Source organism: Streptomyces daghestanicus, assembly GCF_020521275.1.
In the GTDB taxonomy this organism is placed as follows: domain Bacteria; phylum Actinomycetota; class Actinomycetes; order Streptomycetales; family Streptomycetaceae; genus Streptomyces; species Streptomyces griseoviridis.
The window spans coordinates 1-16,704 of record NZ_BNDX01000010.1; the positions used below are offsets into that span (position 1 = coordinate 1).

At 75.8% G+C, this 16,704-nt stretch carries 15 protein-coding genes; 5 read left to right on the top strand and 10 right to left on the bottom strand.

What is annotated here, in order from left to right:
• The first annotated feature begins 167 nt into the window (after positions 1–167).
• Positions 168–1,355: a flavin-containing monooxygenase gene (locus Sdagh_RS18940; protein ID WP_189414525.1), complete on the top strand. Its 1,188-nt coding sequence runs from the start codon at positions 168–170 to the stop codon at positions 1,353–1,355.
• Here Sdagh_RS18940 and Sdagh_RS18945 read toward each other — a convergent pair.
• Both Sdagh_RS18945 and Sdagh_RS18950 read right to left on the bottom strand, forming a co-directional pair.
• Entirely contained in the window at positions 1,325–2,293 is a 969-nt protein-coding gene (locus Sdagh_RS18945) for a hypothetical protein (RefSeq protein WP_226534774.1), read from the bottom strand. The two genes, Sdagh_RS18940 and Sdagh_RS18945, sit on opposite strands and share 31 nt — an antisense overlap.
• Positions 2,294–2,316: 23 nt before the next feature.
• Positions 2,317–3,609 (bottom strand): MFS transporter, encoded by a 1,293-nt coding sequence (locus Sdagh_RS18950; RefSeq protein ID WP_190076625.1) that lies wholly within the window; start codon positions 3,607–3,609, stop codon positions 2,317–2,319.
• Positions 3,610–3,681: 72 nt separating this feature from the next.
• Here Sdagh_RS18950 and Sdagh_RS18955 point away from each other — a divergent pair, with 72 nt between their 5' ends.
• Positions 3,682–4,704: a GlxA family transcriptional regulator gene (locus Sdagh_RS18955; RefSeq protein WP_190076626.1), complete on the top strand. Its 1,023-nt coding sequence runs from the start codon at positions 3,682–3,684 to the stop codon at positions 4,702–4,704.
• Here Sdagh_RS18955 and Sdagh_RS18960 read toward each other — a convergent pair.
• From Sdagh_RS18960 to Sdagh_RS18975, 4 genes are all read right to left on the bottom strand, one after another.
• Positions 4,609–5,874, bottom strand: coding sequence for an MFS transporter (locus tag Sdagh_RS18960; protein WP_190076627.1), 1,266 nt, complete (start codon positions 5,872–5,874; stop codon positions 4,609–4,611). The genes Sdagh_RS18955 and Sdagh_RS18960 overlap by 96 nt on opposite strands.
• A gap of 466 nt (positions 5,875–6,340) precedes the next feature.
• Positions 6,341–6,817: an ATP-binding protein gene (locus Sdagh_RS18965; RefSeq protein ID WP_190008975.1), complete on the bottom strand. Its 477-nt coding sequence runs from the start codon at positions 6,815–6,817 to the stop codon at positions 6,341–6,343.
• 119 nt (positions 6,818–6,936) lie between these two features.
• Entirely contained in the window at positions 6,937–7,461 is a 525-nt protein-coding gene (locus Sdagh_RS18970; RefSeq protein ID WP_189414804.1) for an EF-hand domain-containing protein, read from the bottom strand.
• Between the two features lie 272 nt (positions 7,462–7,733).
• On the bottom strand, positions 7,734–8,114 hold the full coding sequence (locus Sdagh_RS18975) for an STAS domain-containing protein (RefSeq protein WP_189414803.1): 381 nt from the start codon (positions 8,112–8,114) through the stop codon (positions 7,734–7,736).
• Between the two features lie 394 nt (positions 8,115–8,508).
• Here Sdagh_RS18975 and Sdagh_RS18980 point away from each other — a divergent pair, with 394 nt between their 5' ends.
• Together Sdagh_RS18980 and Sdagh_RS18985 are read left to right on the top strand one after the other, a co-directional pair.
• Entirely contained in the window at positions 8,509–9,099 is a 591-nt protein-coding gene (locus Sdagh_RS18980; RefSeq protein WP_190076628.1) for a sigma-70 family RNA polymerase sigma factor, read from the top strand.
• The gene (locus Sdagh_RS18985) at positions 9,096–10,502 is read left to right on the top strand and encodes a zf-HC2 domain-containing protein (RefSeq protein ID WP_190076629.1); all 1,407 of its coding nucleotides are present in this window, start codon (positions 9,096–9,098) and stop codon (positions 10,500–10,502) included. The genes Sdagh_RS18980 and Sdagh_RS18985 overlap by 4 nt, the downstream gene beginning before the upstream one ends.
• A 67-nt stretch (positions 10,503–10,569) precedes the next feature.
• Here the strand turns inward: Sdagh_RS18985 and purU are convergent, their stop codons facing one another.
• Both purU and Sdagh_RS18995 read right to left on the bottom strand, forming a co-directional pair.
• Positions 10,570–11,454 (bottom strand): formyltetrahydrofolate deformylase, encoded by an 885-nt coding sequence (gene purU / locus Sdagh_RS18990; RefSeq protein ID WP_190008970.1) that lies wholly within the window; start codon positions 11,452–11,454, stop codon positions 10,570–10,572.
• A 47-nt stretch (positions 11,455–11,501) separates the two neighbouring features.
• On the bottom strand, positions 11,502–12,002 hold the full coding sequence (locus Sdagh_RS18995) for an SCO4402 family protein (RefSeq protein WP_189414517.1): 501 nt from the start codon (positions 12,000–12,002) through the stop codon (positions 11,502–11,504).
• A gap of 117 nt (positions 12,003–12,119) precedes the next feature.
• Between Sdagh_RS18995 and Sdagh_RS19000 the strand changes: the two genes are divergently transcribed.
• Positions 12,120–13,391: an ABC transporter substrate-binding protein gene (locus Sdagh_RS19000; protein ID WP_190076630.1), complete on the top strand. Its 1,272-nt coding sequence runs from the start codon at positions 12,120–12,122 to the stop codon at positions 13,389–13,391.
• A 17-nt stretch (positions 13,392–13,408) separates the two neighbouring features.
• On the opposite strand, the gene Sdagh_RS19005 is transcribed toward Sdagh_RS19000, so the two are convergent.
• Both Sdagh_RS19005 and Sdagh_RS19010 read right to left on the bottom strand, forming a co-directional pair.
• The gene (locus Sdagh_RS19005; RefSeq protein WP_226535433.1) at positions 13,409–14,992 is read right to left on the bottom strand and encodes a hypothetical protein; all 1,584 of its coding nucleotides are present in this window, start codon (positions 14,990–14,992) and stop codon (positions 13,409–13,411) included.
• Positions 14,993–15,236: 244 nt separating this feature from the next.
• Positions 15,237–16,622, bottom strand: coding sequence for an NsdA family TPR-like regulatory protein (locus tag Sdagh_RS19010; RefSeq protein WP_189414514.1), 1,386 nt, complete (start codon positions 16,620–16,622; stop codon positions 15,237–15,239).
• Positions 16,623–16,704: the final 82 nt, after the last annotated feature.

Sequence of the window (16,704 nt, forward strand, 5' to 3'; positions counted from 1 at the left end):
CCGCCGCCCACCAGTTGGGCGACGACGTCAGCCACCGCTACTACTGGGACGCCGGGCACGGGGCCAACGAGGACGCCGGCGACTTCATCGAGTGGGTCGCGAAGACGGCCGGTCACAAGTCGGCCTAGCCGGTCCCGCGGGCGGCGGGCGGTGATTACGCTCGCCGCATGGCCGACTCCCCCGACCTCACCGATTCCCCAGCGCGGCGCCCGGTCTACGTCATCGGCGGCGGACCGGGCGGGCTCGCCGCCGCGTACGCCCTGCGCGCCCGGGGCGTGCGCGCCGTCGTGCTGGAGCGGTCCGACCAGGTCGGCGCGTCCTGGCGCCGCCACTACGACCGGTTGCGACTGCACACCACCCGACGTCTGTCGTCCCTGCCGGGCCTGCCGATGCCGCGCCGGTTCGGGCGCTGGCCGGCCCGGGACGACGTCGTGCGCTACCTGGAGAAGTACGCCGAGCACCACCGTCTGGAGGTGGTCACGGGCGTCGAGGTGCACCGCGTCGAGCCCGCCCCCGACGGCGACGGCTGGCTGCTGCGCGCCTCCGGGGGCCGCGAACTGACCGGCGCCGCCGTGGTGGTGGCCACCGGCTACAACCACACCCCCCGGGTCCCGGACTGGCCCGGCCGGGACAGCTACACCGGAACGTTCCTGCACGCCTGCGAGTACCGCTCCGCCGCGCCCCACGCGGGCCGGGACGTCCTCGTCGTTGGGGTCGGCAACACCGGTGCCGAGATAGCCGTCGACCTGGTCGAGGGCGGTGCCGCGCGGGTCCGGCTGGCGGTGCGCACCCCGCCGCACCTGGTGCGCCGCTCGACCGCCGGGTGGGCCGCCCAGTACACGGCGGTCCTGGTCCGCCGGCTGCCCGTGCGGCTCGTCGACCGGCTGGCCCGGCCGCTGGCCCGGGTGAGCGTCCCCGACCTGTCGGCGCGGGGCCTGCCCCGCCCGGACACCGGCCTGTACAGCCGGGTGCGGCAGGGGGCCGTCCCGGTGCAGGACGTCGGTCTGATCGACGCGGTGCGCCGGGGCCGGGTGGAGGTGGTCGCCGCCGTGGAGGGCTTCGAGGGCGGCAAGGTGGTCCTCGCGGACGGCGACCGCGTCGCCCCGGACACGGTGATCGCCGCCACCGGGTACGAGCGCGGCCTGACCGGGCTCGTCGGCCACCTGGGCGTGCTGGACGCGCGCGGCCGTCCGGTCGTCCGGGGTGCCCGCACCCCGAAGGACGCCCCCGGCCTGTACTTCACCGGCTTCACCAACCCCATCAGCGGGATGCTCCGGGAACTCGCCCGCGACGCGGTGCGCATCGCGCGCGCGGTCGACCGCCGTCAGGGCAGCCGGGCCGCCCGGCTGCCCTGATCCCGGGTCAGGACCAGCAGGTCGCCGGCGTCGGGGTCGCCCAGGAGGACGAAGAGTTCGGGGGCGTCCTCGGTGCCGCCGATGGTCCAGTACGTGTCCTGGTCGCAGGAGCCGGACGCGCCGGGGCGGACCAGGACGCCGGCCCGCTCCTCGCCGTAGGGGCCGTCCCGGCGCAGGGACCAGGTGCCGGCGCCGGCGCAGACGGGGATCGACCGGTCGGTGCGGTCGGTGACCTTCATCGGCAGCCGGACCGGCTCGGCCCCGCCGTCCGCGTCGAGCCGCAGCACGGCGCCGTCCCCGCTTCGCCAGACCCCGGTGACCTGGGCGGCGGAGAGCACCGGAGGCTCGTACTCCGGGACCAGCCCGGACCGGGCGGCCAGCGCGAGACCGCCGAAGGCCCCGGCGAACAGCAGGAACCCGCCGGCCCCGGCCCGGAACCACACCCCCCAGCATCCCCAGCCCGGCAGGTCGGACTCCGTACGGCGGCCCCGGCGGGCGTACCCCGCGGCCAGCGCCGGCGCCGCGCCGAGCAGCGCGCACGACAGGGCCGTACTCCAGAAGCCCGACCCCGCCGCCCAGGCCACCGGGACCGCCCACACCGCGCCGAGCAGCGCCACCGCGGCCAGGTGCCGGGCCCACGCGGGGCCGGGCAGCCGGCGGGCCGGTGCCGTACGGGCGAGGACGGCGGCCGGCGCGATGTGCAGCAGCGTGTGCAGCAGGCCGAGGACCGGCAGGTACAGCGGGGCGAACAGCAGCAGGCAGATGAGGCCGAACGCACCGCCGTACCCGATGCCGTAGTCGTCCTGGACGCTCCGCGTCAGCACCCACCAGGCCAGCCACGCGGCCGGCCACTGCGCCGCGCTGCACGCGGCGGCCGTCCGCGTCTCCTCGTACGTCCAGGCCGAGCGAATCCGCCGGACCGTGTCCCCCCACGTCACGGGGGAAGCGTACGGCCGGCCCGTCAGAGCGCCGGCACCGGGCGCCGCCTGATCACCAGGGCCATCAGCGCCGCCGCCGCGCACAGCGCCCCGGAGGCGTACCAGACGACGTCGTAGGAACCGAAGACGTCGCGGGCGACGCCGCCGAGGAAGGCGACCAGCGCGGCGCCGACCTGGTGGGAGGCGAGGACCCAGCCGAAGACGATCGCGCTGTCGTCGCCGAACCGCTCGCGGCACAGGGCGAGGGTGGGCGGGACGGTGGCGACCCAGTCGAGGCCGTAGAAGACGATGAAGAAGACCATCGGCGGGCGCACGGCCGGCGCGAGGAGCATGGGGAGGAAGAGGAGGGAGACGCCGCGCAGGGCGTAGTAGACGGCGAGCAGGCGGCGCGGCTCGAAGCGGTCGGTGAACCAGCCGGAGGCGATCGTGCCGACCACGTCGAAGACGCCGATGACGGCGAGCAGCGAGGCGGCGGCGGTGACCGGCATGCCGTGGTCGTGCGCGGCGGGCACGAAGTGCGTCTGGACCAGGCCGTTGGTGGAGGCGCCGCAGATCGCGAAGGTGCCGGCCAGCAGCCAGAAGGTACCGGTGCGCGCGGCGGTGGCGAGGACGTCCAGGGTGCGCCGCGCGGCGCCGGTGACGGGGGCGGGCCCGGGGACGAACTCCGTGGCGCCGTACGGCTTCTGTCCGAGGTCGGCCGGGTGGTCGTGGAGCAGCAGCCAGACGAAGGGGACGACCGCGAGGGCGGCGAGCGCGACGGTGACGGCGGCCGGGCGCCAGTCGTACCTCTCCACGATCCAGGACACCAGCGGCAGGAAGATCAGCTGGCCGGAGGCGGAGGCGGCGGTGAGGATGCCGCTGACCAGGCCGCGCCGGGTGGCGAACCAGCGGTTGGTGACGGTCGCCGCGAAGGCGAGGGCCATCGAGCCCGAGCCGAGGCCGACCAGCAGGCCCCAGCAGAGCATCAGCTGCCACGCCGACTGCATCCAGACGGTCAGCCCGGAGCCGAGCGCGATCAGGGTGAGGGCGGCGGCGACCACCCGCCGGATGCCGAAGCGGTCCATCAGGGCGGCGGCGAAGGGCGCGGTGAGGCCGTAGAGCGCGAGGTTGACGGAGACGGCGGCGCCGATCGTGCCGCGCGACCAGCCGAACTCCGCGTGCAGCGGGTCGATGAGGATGCCGGGCACGGCGCGGAAGGCGGCGGCGCCGATGATCGTCACGAAGGTGACGGCGGCGACGAACCAGGCGCGGTGCACCCGGCGCCGGGGCTGCCGGACGGGCCGGGCGGCGGCCGCCGTTTCGCTTGTCTGGGTCACGTCATGGAGCTTGTGTCACCGGGCCGGTCCGCAGCGAGTGGCCCGGAGGACATGGTTCGCTAGGATCGGGCCATGCCGTCCGACCGGGAACCCCGCCCGCACCGCGTCGTCGTCCTCGCCCTGGACGGTCTGATCCCGTTCGAGCTGGGCATCCCGCAGCGCATCTTCGGCATGGCCCGGGACGCCGGGCGCCGTCCGCTCTACGAGGTCGTCACCTGCTCGGTCCGGCCGCCCGGCCCGGTCGCCACCGACGCCGACTTCGCGGTCCTGGTGGAGCACGGCCCACAGGCGCTGGCCACCGCCGACACGGTCGTCGTGCCCGCCTCCTACGAGCTGGGTCCCGTGCACGAGGAGGGCGTGCTGACCCCGGAGCTCGCCGCGGCCCTGGCCCTGGTCCGGCCCGGCACCCGGCTGGTCGCCATCTGCACCGGCGGCTACGTGCTCGCCGCCGCCGGACTGCTCGACGGCCGTCCGGCGACCACCCACTGGGCCTCGGCCGAGCACTTCCAGCGGCTCTTCCCCCGGGTCCGGGTCGACGCGGACGTGCTCTTCGTGGACGACGGCGACGTGCTGACCTCGGCGGGGGTCGCGGCCGGCATCGACCTGTGCCTGCACCTGGTCCGCCGGGACCACGGCGCGGCCGTCGCGAGCGACGTGGCCCGGCGCACGGTGGTGCCGCCGTACCGGGACGGCGGTCAGGCCCAGTTCATCGAGCGGCCGGTGCCCGACCCGCAGCAGGCGTCCACCACCGGCGCCCGCGCCTGGGCGCTCGACCGCCTCCACGAGCCCCTCCGATTGCGGGACCTGGCGGAACGGGAGGCCATGTCGGTACGGACCTTCACCCGGCGGTTCCGCGAGGAGGTCGGGATCAGCCCCGGCCAGTGGCTGACCCTGCAGCGGGTGGAACGGGCCCGGCACCTGCTGGAGTCCACCGACCTCTCCGTGGACCAGGTGGCCCGGCAGGCGGGGTTCGGCACGGCCCAGTCGATGCGCCAGCACCTACAGGCGACGCTCGGGGTCGCCCCCACCGCGTACCGGCGGGCCTTCCGCAGCGGGCCGGCCGGGGCGCCGCGCGGCGCCGTCGCCACCGGCTGAGCGGGCGGCCCGCCGGACCTCGCCCCACCAGCCGACGAGGGCGAGGGCGAGGGTCAGCGCGACGCCGGCCAGGATGGCGGTGGAGGGGGCGGCCACGCCGAGCAGCAGCCCGGCGAGGCCGCCGGTCACCGCGTAGCCCGCGCCCGCGGCGGCGTACATCACCGAGTACCCGGCGGCGAGCGCCTCCGGGGGCAGCGCCTCGCGCAGGGCCAGGTTGCGGGTGAGCAGCGCACCGGACTGGAGTACGCCGCCCAGGGCGAGCCCCGCCGCGATCCAGGGCGTGCCGGGGGCCAGCGCGACCCCGGCCACACAGGCCGACATGCCGCACAGCAGCGCCAGGCCGCGGGTGCGGGGCAGGCCCGGCCAGGACCGCAGTCCGTACAGGAAGGCACCGGCGCCCGCCCCGACCGCCAGGCCGGTGAGCAGCGGGCCGGACCAGCCGGCACCGGCGCCGCGCTGTTCCAGCAGGGCGGGCAGCACGATCTCGGCGAGGCCCAGCAGGGTGAGGCCGGCGGCGCCGGTGACGTACACCGGCCAGGCGGCGGCCAGCACCCGCGGCACCGGGGGGCGTGCCGTCCCGGCGGCGGCCGTGCCCGCACCGCCCCAGCGGGCGGGCAGCGCCCACAGCCCCGCGGCGGACACCGCCATCGAACCGGCCGCGAGGAGGAGGGGGACGGGCGGGGCGACGCCCAGGGCGAGGCCGGTGACCGCCGCCGGGGAGACGGACCACACCACGGACCCCAGCATCGACTCGACGGACAGCGCCTGGGTGACGGCCCGTTCCGGGACCAGCTCGGTGAGCAGGGTGCGCAGTCCGCCGGTCGCCGCGGCCGGGGCGGCCCCGGCGAGGAAGGCGAACGCGGCGAGCGCTCCGGCGGGGGCGCCGGGCAGCAGGCCGAGGGCCGCGAAGCCGGCGGCGCCGGTGAGCAGGCCGGCCGCGAGGTGCCGGCGGGCCCGGTCGGGGTTCAGCCGCAGTCCGAGCAGCGGGGCGCCGGCGATCTCGCCGAGCACGTACACCGCGGCGAGGGCGGCGCCCAGGGAGTAGCCACCGGGCCCGTCCCGGACCAGGAAGACCAGGGCCAGCGGCGCCATGGCCACCGGTATGCGGGCGGCGAACGCGGTGCCGGCCCAGATCAGCACCGGCCGGGAGGCCACGTCGCGGTAGGTCATAGGAGGACGGTAGGGGCGGGGGCGGGGGCGTCCCAGGGGTTTTCCGGAAGCGTTCCGGCGTCCTGGATCGTGTGCGTGCCGAGCCCTTCAGAGTTTTCCCCAGCCTGTGGACAACTCTTGACGGCCGACCGGACGGCGGGGCGGCACCGGCACCCCGAGAACGGCGCCGCTCGCCGCCGTCCGGCCCCGGCACTCCACCCCGGCGCCGAAGCCGTGCGGGGAGTGCCGTCGCGCCGCGACCCACACTCGGCGAGGGCTCCCGTCACGGACCCTCGCCGTCCCCTCACGGCGAATCGCTGTACATCAGGGTGAGCGCGGGGTCACCCACCGTCAACGCCCGGGTGGGCTTTTCGTCCCTTGTGCCCCGTTCCGCACCGGCCGCGCACGGGAGCACGGCCGGGCGCACGGCCGGGAGCCCCGGGTCACGGGGCCGGCAGCCCGCGCGGCGCCCCGCTCCCGCACGCCGCTACACCGCCTCGTACGCCCGGCCGCCCCCGACCGGTACCGTCCCGGCCCGGTCGGCCGCGCCGGCGGGTGCGGCCGGCGCGGCACGGCGGTCCAGCTCGCACCAGATGCGCTTGCCGGCCTCGTCCCGCGTCCAGCCCCAGCGGTCGGCCAGCCCGTCGACCAGGGCCAGCCCCCGGCCGCCGGTCGCCTCGCCGTCCGCGCACCGGTACACCGGCGCGTGCCCGCAGGCGTCGGCCACCTCCAGCCGGACGGCGGACCCGTCGGCCTCCGCGCCGGGCAGGGCGAGCCGGAGCACGGCCGGACGGCCGGTGTGCACGACCGCGTTGGTGACCAGTTCGGAGACGAGCAGAACGAGCGCGTCGGCGAGGGCCTCGTCGTCCCGCGCCCCCGACGCCGCGAGCCGTGCACGGGCCCATTTCCGGGCCCGCCCGACCTCGGCGGGGTCGGGCCGGATCTCCAGCTGCGCCTTCTGCATGGTGCGACAGCATGGTTGACCCGCCGTCACACCAACAAGCGCTTCGGGCATATTCCAACGGGAAGGAGTACCCGTACGGGATACTGTGCGACTCCCCTACGCCGCCACCCGCTCCCCCACTACTCCCCCGCCTGCTCCGCCACCGTGAAGTAGTGGGCGAAGGCGGGGACGACGTCCTCCTCGCCGACCTTCCCGTCCCCGTCCGCGTCGAGGCTCGCCGCGACCGGGCGGGCGGTCTCCGGGGGAACGCCGAGGGCGGTGAGCAGCCGTACGGTCTCCTCGACCGTCACCGCCCCATCGCCGTCGGCGTCGGCGACGGCCAGCGCCGCGTGCAGGAAGGGACGGGCGATCTCGGCGAACCGGTCCGGGGTGTCCCGCAGGCGCTTGACCGCGCCGGTGACGAACTCCTGGCGGGTGATGCGCTGGTCGCCGTCCCGGTCGGCGATGCCGGCCATGCCCTGCCAGAACGCCTCGGCACCGCCGTACAGCGCCTGCCCCTTGTCGGAGCGGGCCGCGACGGCGAACTCCGCGAGCAGCGCCTTGGCCGCCTCGCTGAAGTCCTCGCGGTCGATGCAGCCGTTGCCGTTCAGGTCGAAGGTGGCGAACCGGTCGGCGATCCCGCGTCCGTCCTCGCCGCTGACCATCTCTTCGCTGACCATCTGTTCTCTGGCCGCCTTACGTCGGGTGGGGGATGTCTCGCAGGGAGCGTACGACGGCGGCGGGCGCCCTGGCGCGGAAAGTGACGTCCGCACCAAGACCGGGCGAATACCGGTACAACGATGTGACAGAACGATGACGCGCGGCGCGCGGCGTGTGGGGCGCGGGCGGGTGCGGGGCGCGTGTGGGTGCGGGGCGCGTGTGGGTGCGGGGCGCGTGTGGGTGCGGGGCGCGGGCGGGTGCGGCGCGCGGGTGGGTCCTACGCGGACAGCGGGCGGGGTTCGTCGCCGGTGGCCGAGGCGAGGTCGGGGTGGACGTCGAAGAGGCGGCGCACGCCCAGCGCGGCGAGGACCCGGTTGACGTGGGAGCCGTCGACCGCGCCCTGGGCGGGCAGGATCAGCCGCAGCCGGCCCTGGCAGGACCGTATGAGGCGCCGGGCGGCGATCAGCACGCCCACGCCACTGGAATCGCAGAACAGCACGTCGGAGAGGTCGAGGACCAGGCTGTGGCGGCCTTCGGCCACGGCGTCGTGCACCCGCTGGCGCAGCGCGGGCGAGGACACGAGATCCAGCTCGCCCGACACCTGGACCACGGTCCAGCCACCCCGCTCCTCCCCGGTCACGTTGAACGCCACCACCATGCCCTTCGCTCGTCGCAACGGATCGGCACCGAAACGGATGCTCTGCCTACGCTTCTTGGGCGCGCGCCTGCCCACCGGCCGTTCCCGCAAACGCCTGCCGGAAAACGGGCACCGATCAGAAGGGGCTTGAAACAACCCCCTCCGATCCCATTCGATCCCCTCCGCTCTTATCCGGTCTTGTCCGGTCAGGCGGTGGGGGCCGCCGCCGGGACAGTGGGTGCCCTCACCGCGTGGGCGCCCTGTACCACCCGGTTCACCCCGGGGGGCGCGCATTGCCACAAAGGGGCGTGCGTCGTCATAGGTGCGGACTACATTCGGGACGGCGGGGGCCGCAGGCTGGACACCGGACGGACCGGCCGCACGCCGGGCACGAGCAGGGGGTGGAGGGGGTCGCATGGCGACGAGGAACACACCGCCGCGCTGGGACCGCGCGATGCAGCAGCGGCTCGCCCGCGGCGAGGCCGCCGCCCTCGGCGAGCTGTACGACCGGTTCGCCGCCCTGGTGCACGGCCTCGCCCACCGGGTCCTGGACGACCAGAGCGCCGCCGACCGCGTCACCCGCGAGGTCTTCACCCACGTCTGGGAGCACCCGGACGCCTACGACCCCCGGCAGGGTCCGATGCGCACCTGGCTCGCCGGGCTCACGCACCGGCTGGCCGTGCGGCGGCTGCGCGCCACGGAGACGGCCGCCCTGGAGCGCGGCGGCCCCGGCACCGCGGAGGACCTCGAACGCCGGGTGCGCCGCGCCTCGGTCGCCGCCCGCGCCGACTACATCGTGCAGTCCATGCCCGCACCGCTGCGCTCCGCGCTGGAGCGGGCCTGCTTCCAGCGCCGCGACTACCGCCAGACCGCCGCCGACCTCGGCATCACCGAGGAGGAAACCCGCCGGCGGCTCCGCCTGGGCCTGCAACTGCTCTCCACCGCCCACGACGTCGCGGCCCCCGGCGCACCCGAGGACCCGCCCGGTTACGGAGGTGCCGCATGAGCGGCGGCGCGGACCCGTCCGGGGCGTACGACGACGAGGGGTACGACGACCGGGCGTACGACGACCGGGCGTACGGCGACGGACCGGGGCACCGCGACGGCACGGGCGACGGTGACCGGGAGGCCGGGCCGGGCAGCGCGCCGGAGGACCCGGCCCGCCCGGAGACGCCGCCGGCCGGCGCGGCCGGCGGCACGGACGCGCGCCGGGCCCGGATACCGCTGCCGCGCGCCCCCGTGGAGGACGGCGGCCCGCCGCCGCCCGCCGCGCCGCTGGTGCTGGCGCACCCCGTGCTGAAGTCCCTGCTCGGCGCGTGGGCGCTGGCCGCCTGCTCGGCGGAGGAGTCGGCGGCCGTCGACCGGCACCTCGGCGAGTGCGGGGCCTGCGCGGAGGAGGCCCGTCGGCTGCGCACGGCGGTCGGCCTGCTCCGGCCCCCGGAGACCCTCGACCCGGACCCGTCCCTGCGCACCCGCGTCCTGGACGACTGCCTCGCCCGGCGCCCGCCGCGCATCCCGGTCCCCGAGTGGACCATGCCGTACGACGCCGAGACCGCCCGGCTGGACGCCCTGCTCCAGGACATCGGGGACGCCGACTGGCACGCCCCGGTGCGGCTGCGCTGGTTCGCGGACGGCGGGACGGCCGGCCGCCGCACCACCGTCGCCGGGACCCTCGCGCACCTCCTGGCGGTCGACGGCCTGGTCGCGGTGGCCCTGGGCCTGGCCGACCCGCTCGGTGAGGTGCCCGCCGGGGAGCCGGGACCGGCCGGGCGCACCGAGGCGTACTGGCGGTCCTCGCACCTCCCGCCGACCCGCGCGGTCCGGGCGCCGTGGCGGGCGCAGACCCACGCGCTGGTGCGGACCACGGCGTTCACCGGCGGTGGCGACGCCGGGCGGGACGCGGGCGGGGGCCGGATGCCGGTGTCGTACGGCGACTTCGCCCTGCCGCTGCGGGACGCGATGGTGGACCGGGCCTTCGAGTGCTGGATGCACGCGGAGGACATCGCGGAGGCGGTGGCCTACCCCTACCACCCGCCCGCCGCGCGCCATCTCCACCGCATGGTCGACCTCACCGCCCGGCTGCTGCCGGCCGCGCTCGCGGAACGCCGCCGGGCGGGGAAGGCCGCGTCGGACGCGCCGCGGCACCTGGTCGCGGCGGGGACGCCGGGGCGCAGTCTGCGGCTGGAGATCGAGGGCTCCGGCGGCGGGCAGTGGCTGATCCCGCTGGACTCCCCGGCGGCGGTGGGCTCCCCCGAGCACGAGGTCGCGTACATCGCCCTGGACGACGTGGAGTTCTGCCGGCTGGCGGCTGGCCGGGTACCGCCGGAGGAAGCGGCGGCGGGGCGGTCCGGGGACCGGCAGGCCATCAGGGACGTCCTGTTCGCCACGGCGAGCCTGAGCCGGATGTAAGGGCCCTTTCCGTCGCCGGGCGACCGCGGGTGGTGCCGTGGCCGCCCACGCACCGCCCCCCGGACCCTCAGGCGAACACGACCGTCCGCCGCCCGTTCAGCAGAATCCGGCGCTCCGCGTGCCACTTCACGGCCCGCGCCAGCGCCTGGCACTCCACGTCCCGCCCGATCGCCACCAGCTGGTCCGGCGTGACGTCGTGCCCGACCCGCTCGACCTCCTGCTCGATGATCGGCCCCTCGTCGAGATCCGCCGTCACGTAGTGCGCCGTCGCGCCGATCAGCTTCACGCCCCGCGCATGCGCCTGGTGGTAGGGCTTCGCCCCCTTGAAGCTCGGCAGGAACGAGTGGTGGATGTTGATGATCCGCCCGCTCAGCCGCTTACACAGGTCGTCGGAGAGGACCTGCATGTACCGGGCGAGGACGACCAGCTCGACATCCGCCTCCCGCACCAGCTCCAGCAGCCGCGCCTCCGCCTCCGCCTTGGTGTCCTTGGTCACCGGGATGTGGTGGAAGGGGACACCGTAGGAGGCGGCCAGCTCGGCGAAGTCGGTGTGGTTGGAGACCACCGCCGCGATCTCCACCGGCAGCGCGCCGATGCGGGCGCGGAAGAGCAGGTCGTTCAGGCAGTGCCCGAACCTGCTGACCATGAGGACGACGCGCATCCTCTCGTCGGCCCGGTGGATCTGCCAGTCCATGTGGAAGGAGTCGCCGATCGCCGCGAAGCTGGCCCGCAGCTTGTCCACGGTGACCGGAGCATCCGCCGAGAAGTGGACGCGCATGAAGAACAGGCCCGTGTCGTGATCACCGAACTGCTGGCTGTCCTCGATGTTGCAGCCGGTCATGAACAGGTAGCTGGACACCGCGTGCACGATGCCCTGCTTGTCCGGGCAGGAGAGGGTGAGGACGTACTGGTCGGCCGGGACGGCCGCGGCTCGGGAGGACTGCTCGTTCATGCCGGACAGGGTCCCACACCCGGCCCCCCGGGCCGAGCGGCGTTCCGCTACGCGGACCGGGTCAGCAGGCTCAGCACCTCAAGGCTGCGCGGCGCCGTGTCCGGGTCCTCCCCGTCGCTCGTCGCCAGCCGTACGTGCGCGTCCCGGGCGGCCCGTACCGCCTCGGGCCAGTCGGGGTACTGGAGGTAGGCGGAGACCGGCGCGTCCGGGCCGACCTGGTGCATGATCCGCAGCACCCGCAGCACCGCGGTGTCGACGAGCGCCGCCTCCTGCGAGTCGCGGAAGATCGTGCCGACGTACTTCTCCGCCGACCAGTGGTCCAGCCAGGTGTCCTCCACCAGCCGGTACACCGCGTCCGTGACGTCGCCGTAGCCGTCCGTGCCGGCCAGCCAGACGTCCCGCTGGAAGGCGGGGTCGGAGAGCATGTGCAGCGCCGACCGCACGTTGCTGCGCCAGCGCCACCACGGCATGTCGTTGAGAGGCATGCCGCCCATGGTGGAGGAGCGACGGCCGCGACGGGAAGAGTTCTCCGGACCTTGCACGGTCATCGATCGTACGTTCCTCTCGGTGCTCGTCTCACAGGCCCCCGCAATTCACCCCGGGGTCACCGGGCGTTGAACGGAGGGCGCCCCCAGGTTAGTCCTGTGGGGGAATCGTGCGGTTTCATGACCGGCAGGCGACGTATCAGGAAGATCTCCTCGACCCTGGCGACCGTGGCGGCGGGCGCGTCGCTCGCCGTCGGCTGCGGGGTGGTCCCCGGGGTCGCCGGGGGCACCGCGGACGACACCGTCACCGTCATGACCTGGGCGCCCCAGGACACCGGCGCCACCAACAGACCCGGCATGCCTGCCCTCGCCCTCGCCTACGCCCGCTGGGTCAACGGCCACGGCGGCCTGTCGGGGCGCAGGCTGAAGGTGCTCACCTGCAACGACCACAACGACGGCGTGACCGCCGCCAAGTGCGCCCGGCGCGCGGTCAAGGAGAACGTCGTCGCGGTCGTCGGCTCCTACAGCCAGCACGCCGACTCCTTCCTCCCCGTCCTGGAGGGCGCCGGCATCCCGTACATCGGCGGTTACGGCATCACCACCAGGGAGTTCACCAGCCCGCTGTCCTACCCGGTCAACGGCGGGCAGCCCGCGCTGCTGGCCGGCCTCGGCACCGCGCTCGCCGGCGCCTGCGGGGCGGTCGCCATGGTCCGCCCGGACACCATCGCCGGCGACCAGCTGCCGCCGCTGCTGGACTCCGGCCTCACCGCGGGCGGACACCCGGACGCCACCGACCAGCGGGCGGCGGAGGACGCCACCGAGTACGGCGGCCAGGCGGACCGGGCGCTGCGGAGCGCGACCGCCGACGCGACGGCCGAGGGGTGCGTGGTTCCCGTGCTCGGCGACCGGACCAGCACCTTCATGGACTCCTTCCGGCGGGCCCGCGACGCCTGGCCCGAGGTGCGCACCGCGACCGTGCTGGGCAGCGTCGACCAGTCCACGGTCAACGCCACCGGCGGGGCGTCGAGCCCGTACGAGGGGTCGTACGTCACCAGCTGGTACCCGGTGTCGACGGACCCGCGGTGGGGCCCGATGAAGAAGGTCCTCAAGGAGAAGGCGTTCGGCGACAACCGCGTCGACGCGGCGGACGCCGGGGTGCAGACCACCTGGATCGCGTACACCGTGCTGAAGAAGGTCGTCGCCTCGCTCGGCGACGGCCCGGTGACCGCCGACACCGTCAGCGGCGCCCTGGACGACGGCCTGGAGGTCGGCACCGGCGGGCTCACCCCGACGCTGAAGTGGACCTTCCAGTCGGAGCTGGCCGCCGTCGGCTTCCCGCGGCTGGTCAACACCGACGTCACCCTCCAGGTGGTCCGGGAGGGCCGCCTGGTGGCGGCCAGGAAGGGCTTCCTGGACACCACCGACACGCTGCGGGCCGCCGAGGTGAGCTGAGGCCGGCGGGCCGCCGGTCACAGCTGGACCGGGGTCCGTTCGGTCAGGCCCCACTTCTTGGCGATCACGTTCCACAGCTCGGCGGCCCTGGCCTTCTCGGTGCTGGCGACGCCGCTCTCCTTGTTGCCGGCCTGGGTCTGCGCGGTGGTGCGGGCCTGGCCCTTCTTGCAGCCCTTCTTGCCGGCCGCCTGGTCCGCCCAGGCCGCGTAGTGGTTGTCGGCGGACGCCGACGCCTGCCACGCCTTGGTGAGGGCGGCGGTGAGCGCGGCGTTGTCCGGCAGCCGGTCCACGGAGAGCCGGGAGAGCCGGGTGACCAGTTCGGTGCGCTGCTTCGCCGCGTCGCGCAGGCTCTGGGCCGCCTGGCCGAGGTTGTCGCAGGACTTCACGGAGGCCACGGCGTCGATCACCGACTGCCGGCTGTCGCCGCTGTCGGCGAGCAGCGCGTCCAGCGCGACGGCCTGCTCCCGGGCCGGGTCGGCGGAGGGCGACGCGGAGGCGGAGCCCTCGGTGGCCGGGGCGGTGGCGGAGACGGGCTGCTTCTTCGCCTCGTCGTCGCCGTCCCCGCCGGCCAGCAGCGCGCCGGCGCCGATCCCGACGACGGCGATGCCGACGCCGACGGCCGCCAGCAGCGGCAGCCGGGAACCGGTGCGCCGGCCCCCGCCGCCGCGCCGCCCGCCGCCGCCCGGGTCCTGCGGGGCGTATCCGTAGGGGGCGCCGGGGCCGGGGGGCTGGGGGGTGCCGGGCATCGGCATCTGCTGGGTGGAGCCGGCCGGGCCGTCACCGGCCGGGGCGCCGCGGAAGAGGTTGTCGAACTCGGCGGGCGGCTGGCGCTCCGCGCCGCCGGGCACGGGCGGGATGTACTGCGTGGCCTGCGCGTCGGGGTGCGCGGCGGGGGTCGGCACGGGGCCGGCGCCCCGCGGGCCGCCGGGCTTGACCACGCCGAGCGAGCGGGTCTCCTCGGACTGGTGCGGCGGGGGCTGCTCGGGCGGCAGCGCGCCGGGCGCGACCGGCGGCAGGTACTGGGTGGCGCCCTCGTCGGCGGGCGCGGGGGGTATGTGCGGGAGGTACTGCGTCGCGCCCTCGTCGGCCGGAGCCGGCACGGGCGGCAGGTACTGGGTGGCCTGCTCCTGCGCGGGCGGCAGCGGCGCCGCACCGCCCTGCTGGGGGTACGGGGGCTGCTGGGCGCCGTACGCCGGGGGCTGACCGCCGTAGGGCTGCGGCTGACCGCCGTACGCAGGGTCCTGGCCGCCGTAGGGCTGCGGCTGACCGCCGTACGCCGGGGGCCGGGCGCCCTCCGGGGGCAGCGGGCCCGGACCGGCCGGGGCCGGGGACCAGGCGTCGGGGGCGGGCTGCCGCGGGTGCTGTCCGGGGGTGTCCCAGGGGACGTCGGGGCCCGGCTGCGGGCCGCCGGGCCCCCACGCCTCGTTCCAGGACTGGCCGCCGGCGGGGGCGGCGGGGGGCGGGGCGGGCGGGCCGGACGGCGGACCGGCGGTCGCGCCCGTCATGCCCGGCAACAGGGGCTCGCCGCCGTCGGAGGGCAGCACGATGCCTTCGCGCGCCGGGCGCGCCGAGGGCTCCTCGCCCTGTCCACTCTGTGTCACCGGGGCTCCTACGCATGGGGGACCTTCGGAATCGTCGGCTCACGCTACCGGGTCCCCCGAACCCGCTGCCACGCCGCACGGGACCTGACCTTTTCCCCTGTGACGGCGGTAACAGAACCGGGCCACAGCGTCCCGTTGACTTTTCCGCTCCCCCACCTCCCCCTGCTTTCCCGGGTGTTCACCCGCGGCCCGGGCGGATGTCCCCATCCGCCCGGGTCGCCGGCCAGGTCCGCCGGGGCGTCGGTCAGGCAGCCGCCTGGAGGTCGACGCGGGCGCCGAACTCCCGTACCACCGACTCCTCGCGGTACGGCTCCAGGCGCTGCTGGAGGTCCTCCAGGTACTCGGCGCCCCGGTTGGAGCGCAGGGTGCCGAGGAGTTCCACCGCCTTCATGCCCGTGCTGCACGCCTCCTCGATCTCGCGGCGCTGCACCTGGGCGCTGGCCAGCAGCACGTAGCCGATCGCCCGGCGGCGGGCCCGGGTCGGCGGGTGCCCGGCCAGGGACTCCTCGGCGTACCGCGCCGCCGCCTCCGGCTGCCCGAGGTCGCGGTGGCAGTGCGCCAACTCGTCGGCCAGGTAGGCCCCGTCGAAGTGGGCGATCCACTCCGGGTCGTCCCCGGCGTCCGCGTCCGCCGCCTCCAGCGCGGCCGTCGCCCGCCCGGCGGCCTCCTGGGCCGCCCGCACATCGCCGAGCAGGGCGTGCCCGCGGGCCTCGGCGGCGTGGAACATCGACTCCGCGCGCGGGGTGACGCGCCCCCGTGCGCCCTCCTGCGCCGCGCGCGCCAACTGCGCGATCTCCCGGGGATTTCCGAGCTGCGCGGCGAGGTGGCTCATGGACGCGGCGAGCACGTAACCGCCGTAGCCGCGGTCGCCGGCCGCCTGCGCGAGGCGCAGCGCCTGGATGTAGTACCGCTGGGCGAGTCCGGGCTGGCCGGTGTCGACGGCCATGTACCCGGCCAGTTCGGTCAGCCGGGCGACGGCCCCGAACAGGTCCCGGCCGACCGCCTCCCGGTAGGACCCGGCGAGCAGCCCGGAGACCACGCTGTTGAGGTAGTGCACGACGACCGGCCGGACGTGCCCGCTGCCGTACTGGTGGTCCAGGTCGACCAGGGCCTGGGTCATCGCCCGCACCGCCGCCACGTCGGACTGGCCGACCCGGGGCCCTGCGGCGCGCGAGACCTGCGCGTCGGGCGCGGAGATCAGCCAGTCCCGGCTCGGCTCGACCAGCGCGGACGCCGCGACCGAGGAGCCGGACAGGAAGTCCCGCCGGCCCACGTCGCTGCGCCACAGCTCGCAGACCTGCTCGATGGCGCCCAGGACCGTCGGGGAGAACTGGAGGCCGACGCCGGACGCGAGGTTCTTGCCGTTGGCCATGCCGATCTCGTCGATCGTGACCGTCCGGCCGAGCTTGCGGCCCAGCGCCTCCGCGATGATCGCCGGCGCCCGGCCCCGCGGCTGCTGTCCGCGCAGCCAGCGCGCCACCGACGTCTTGTCGTACCGCAGGTCGAGACCGTGCTCGGCGCCGCACATGTTGACCCGGCGGGCGAGCCCCGCGTTGGAGCAGCCCGCTTCCTGGATGAGCGCCTGCAGCCGTTCGTTCGGCTGCCGCGCGACGAGAGGCCTTGCGGCCATGGCGTACCCCCTGCTTCATGGCTCGGGTGCCTGCCCGTGCACCGAGTTGACGTGTCTTCTGCCGAAAGAAACCGGCCGTGAA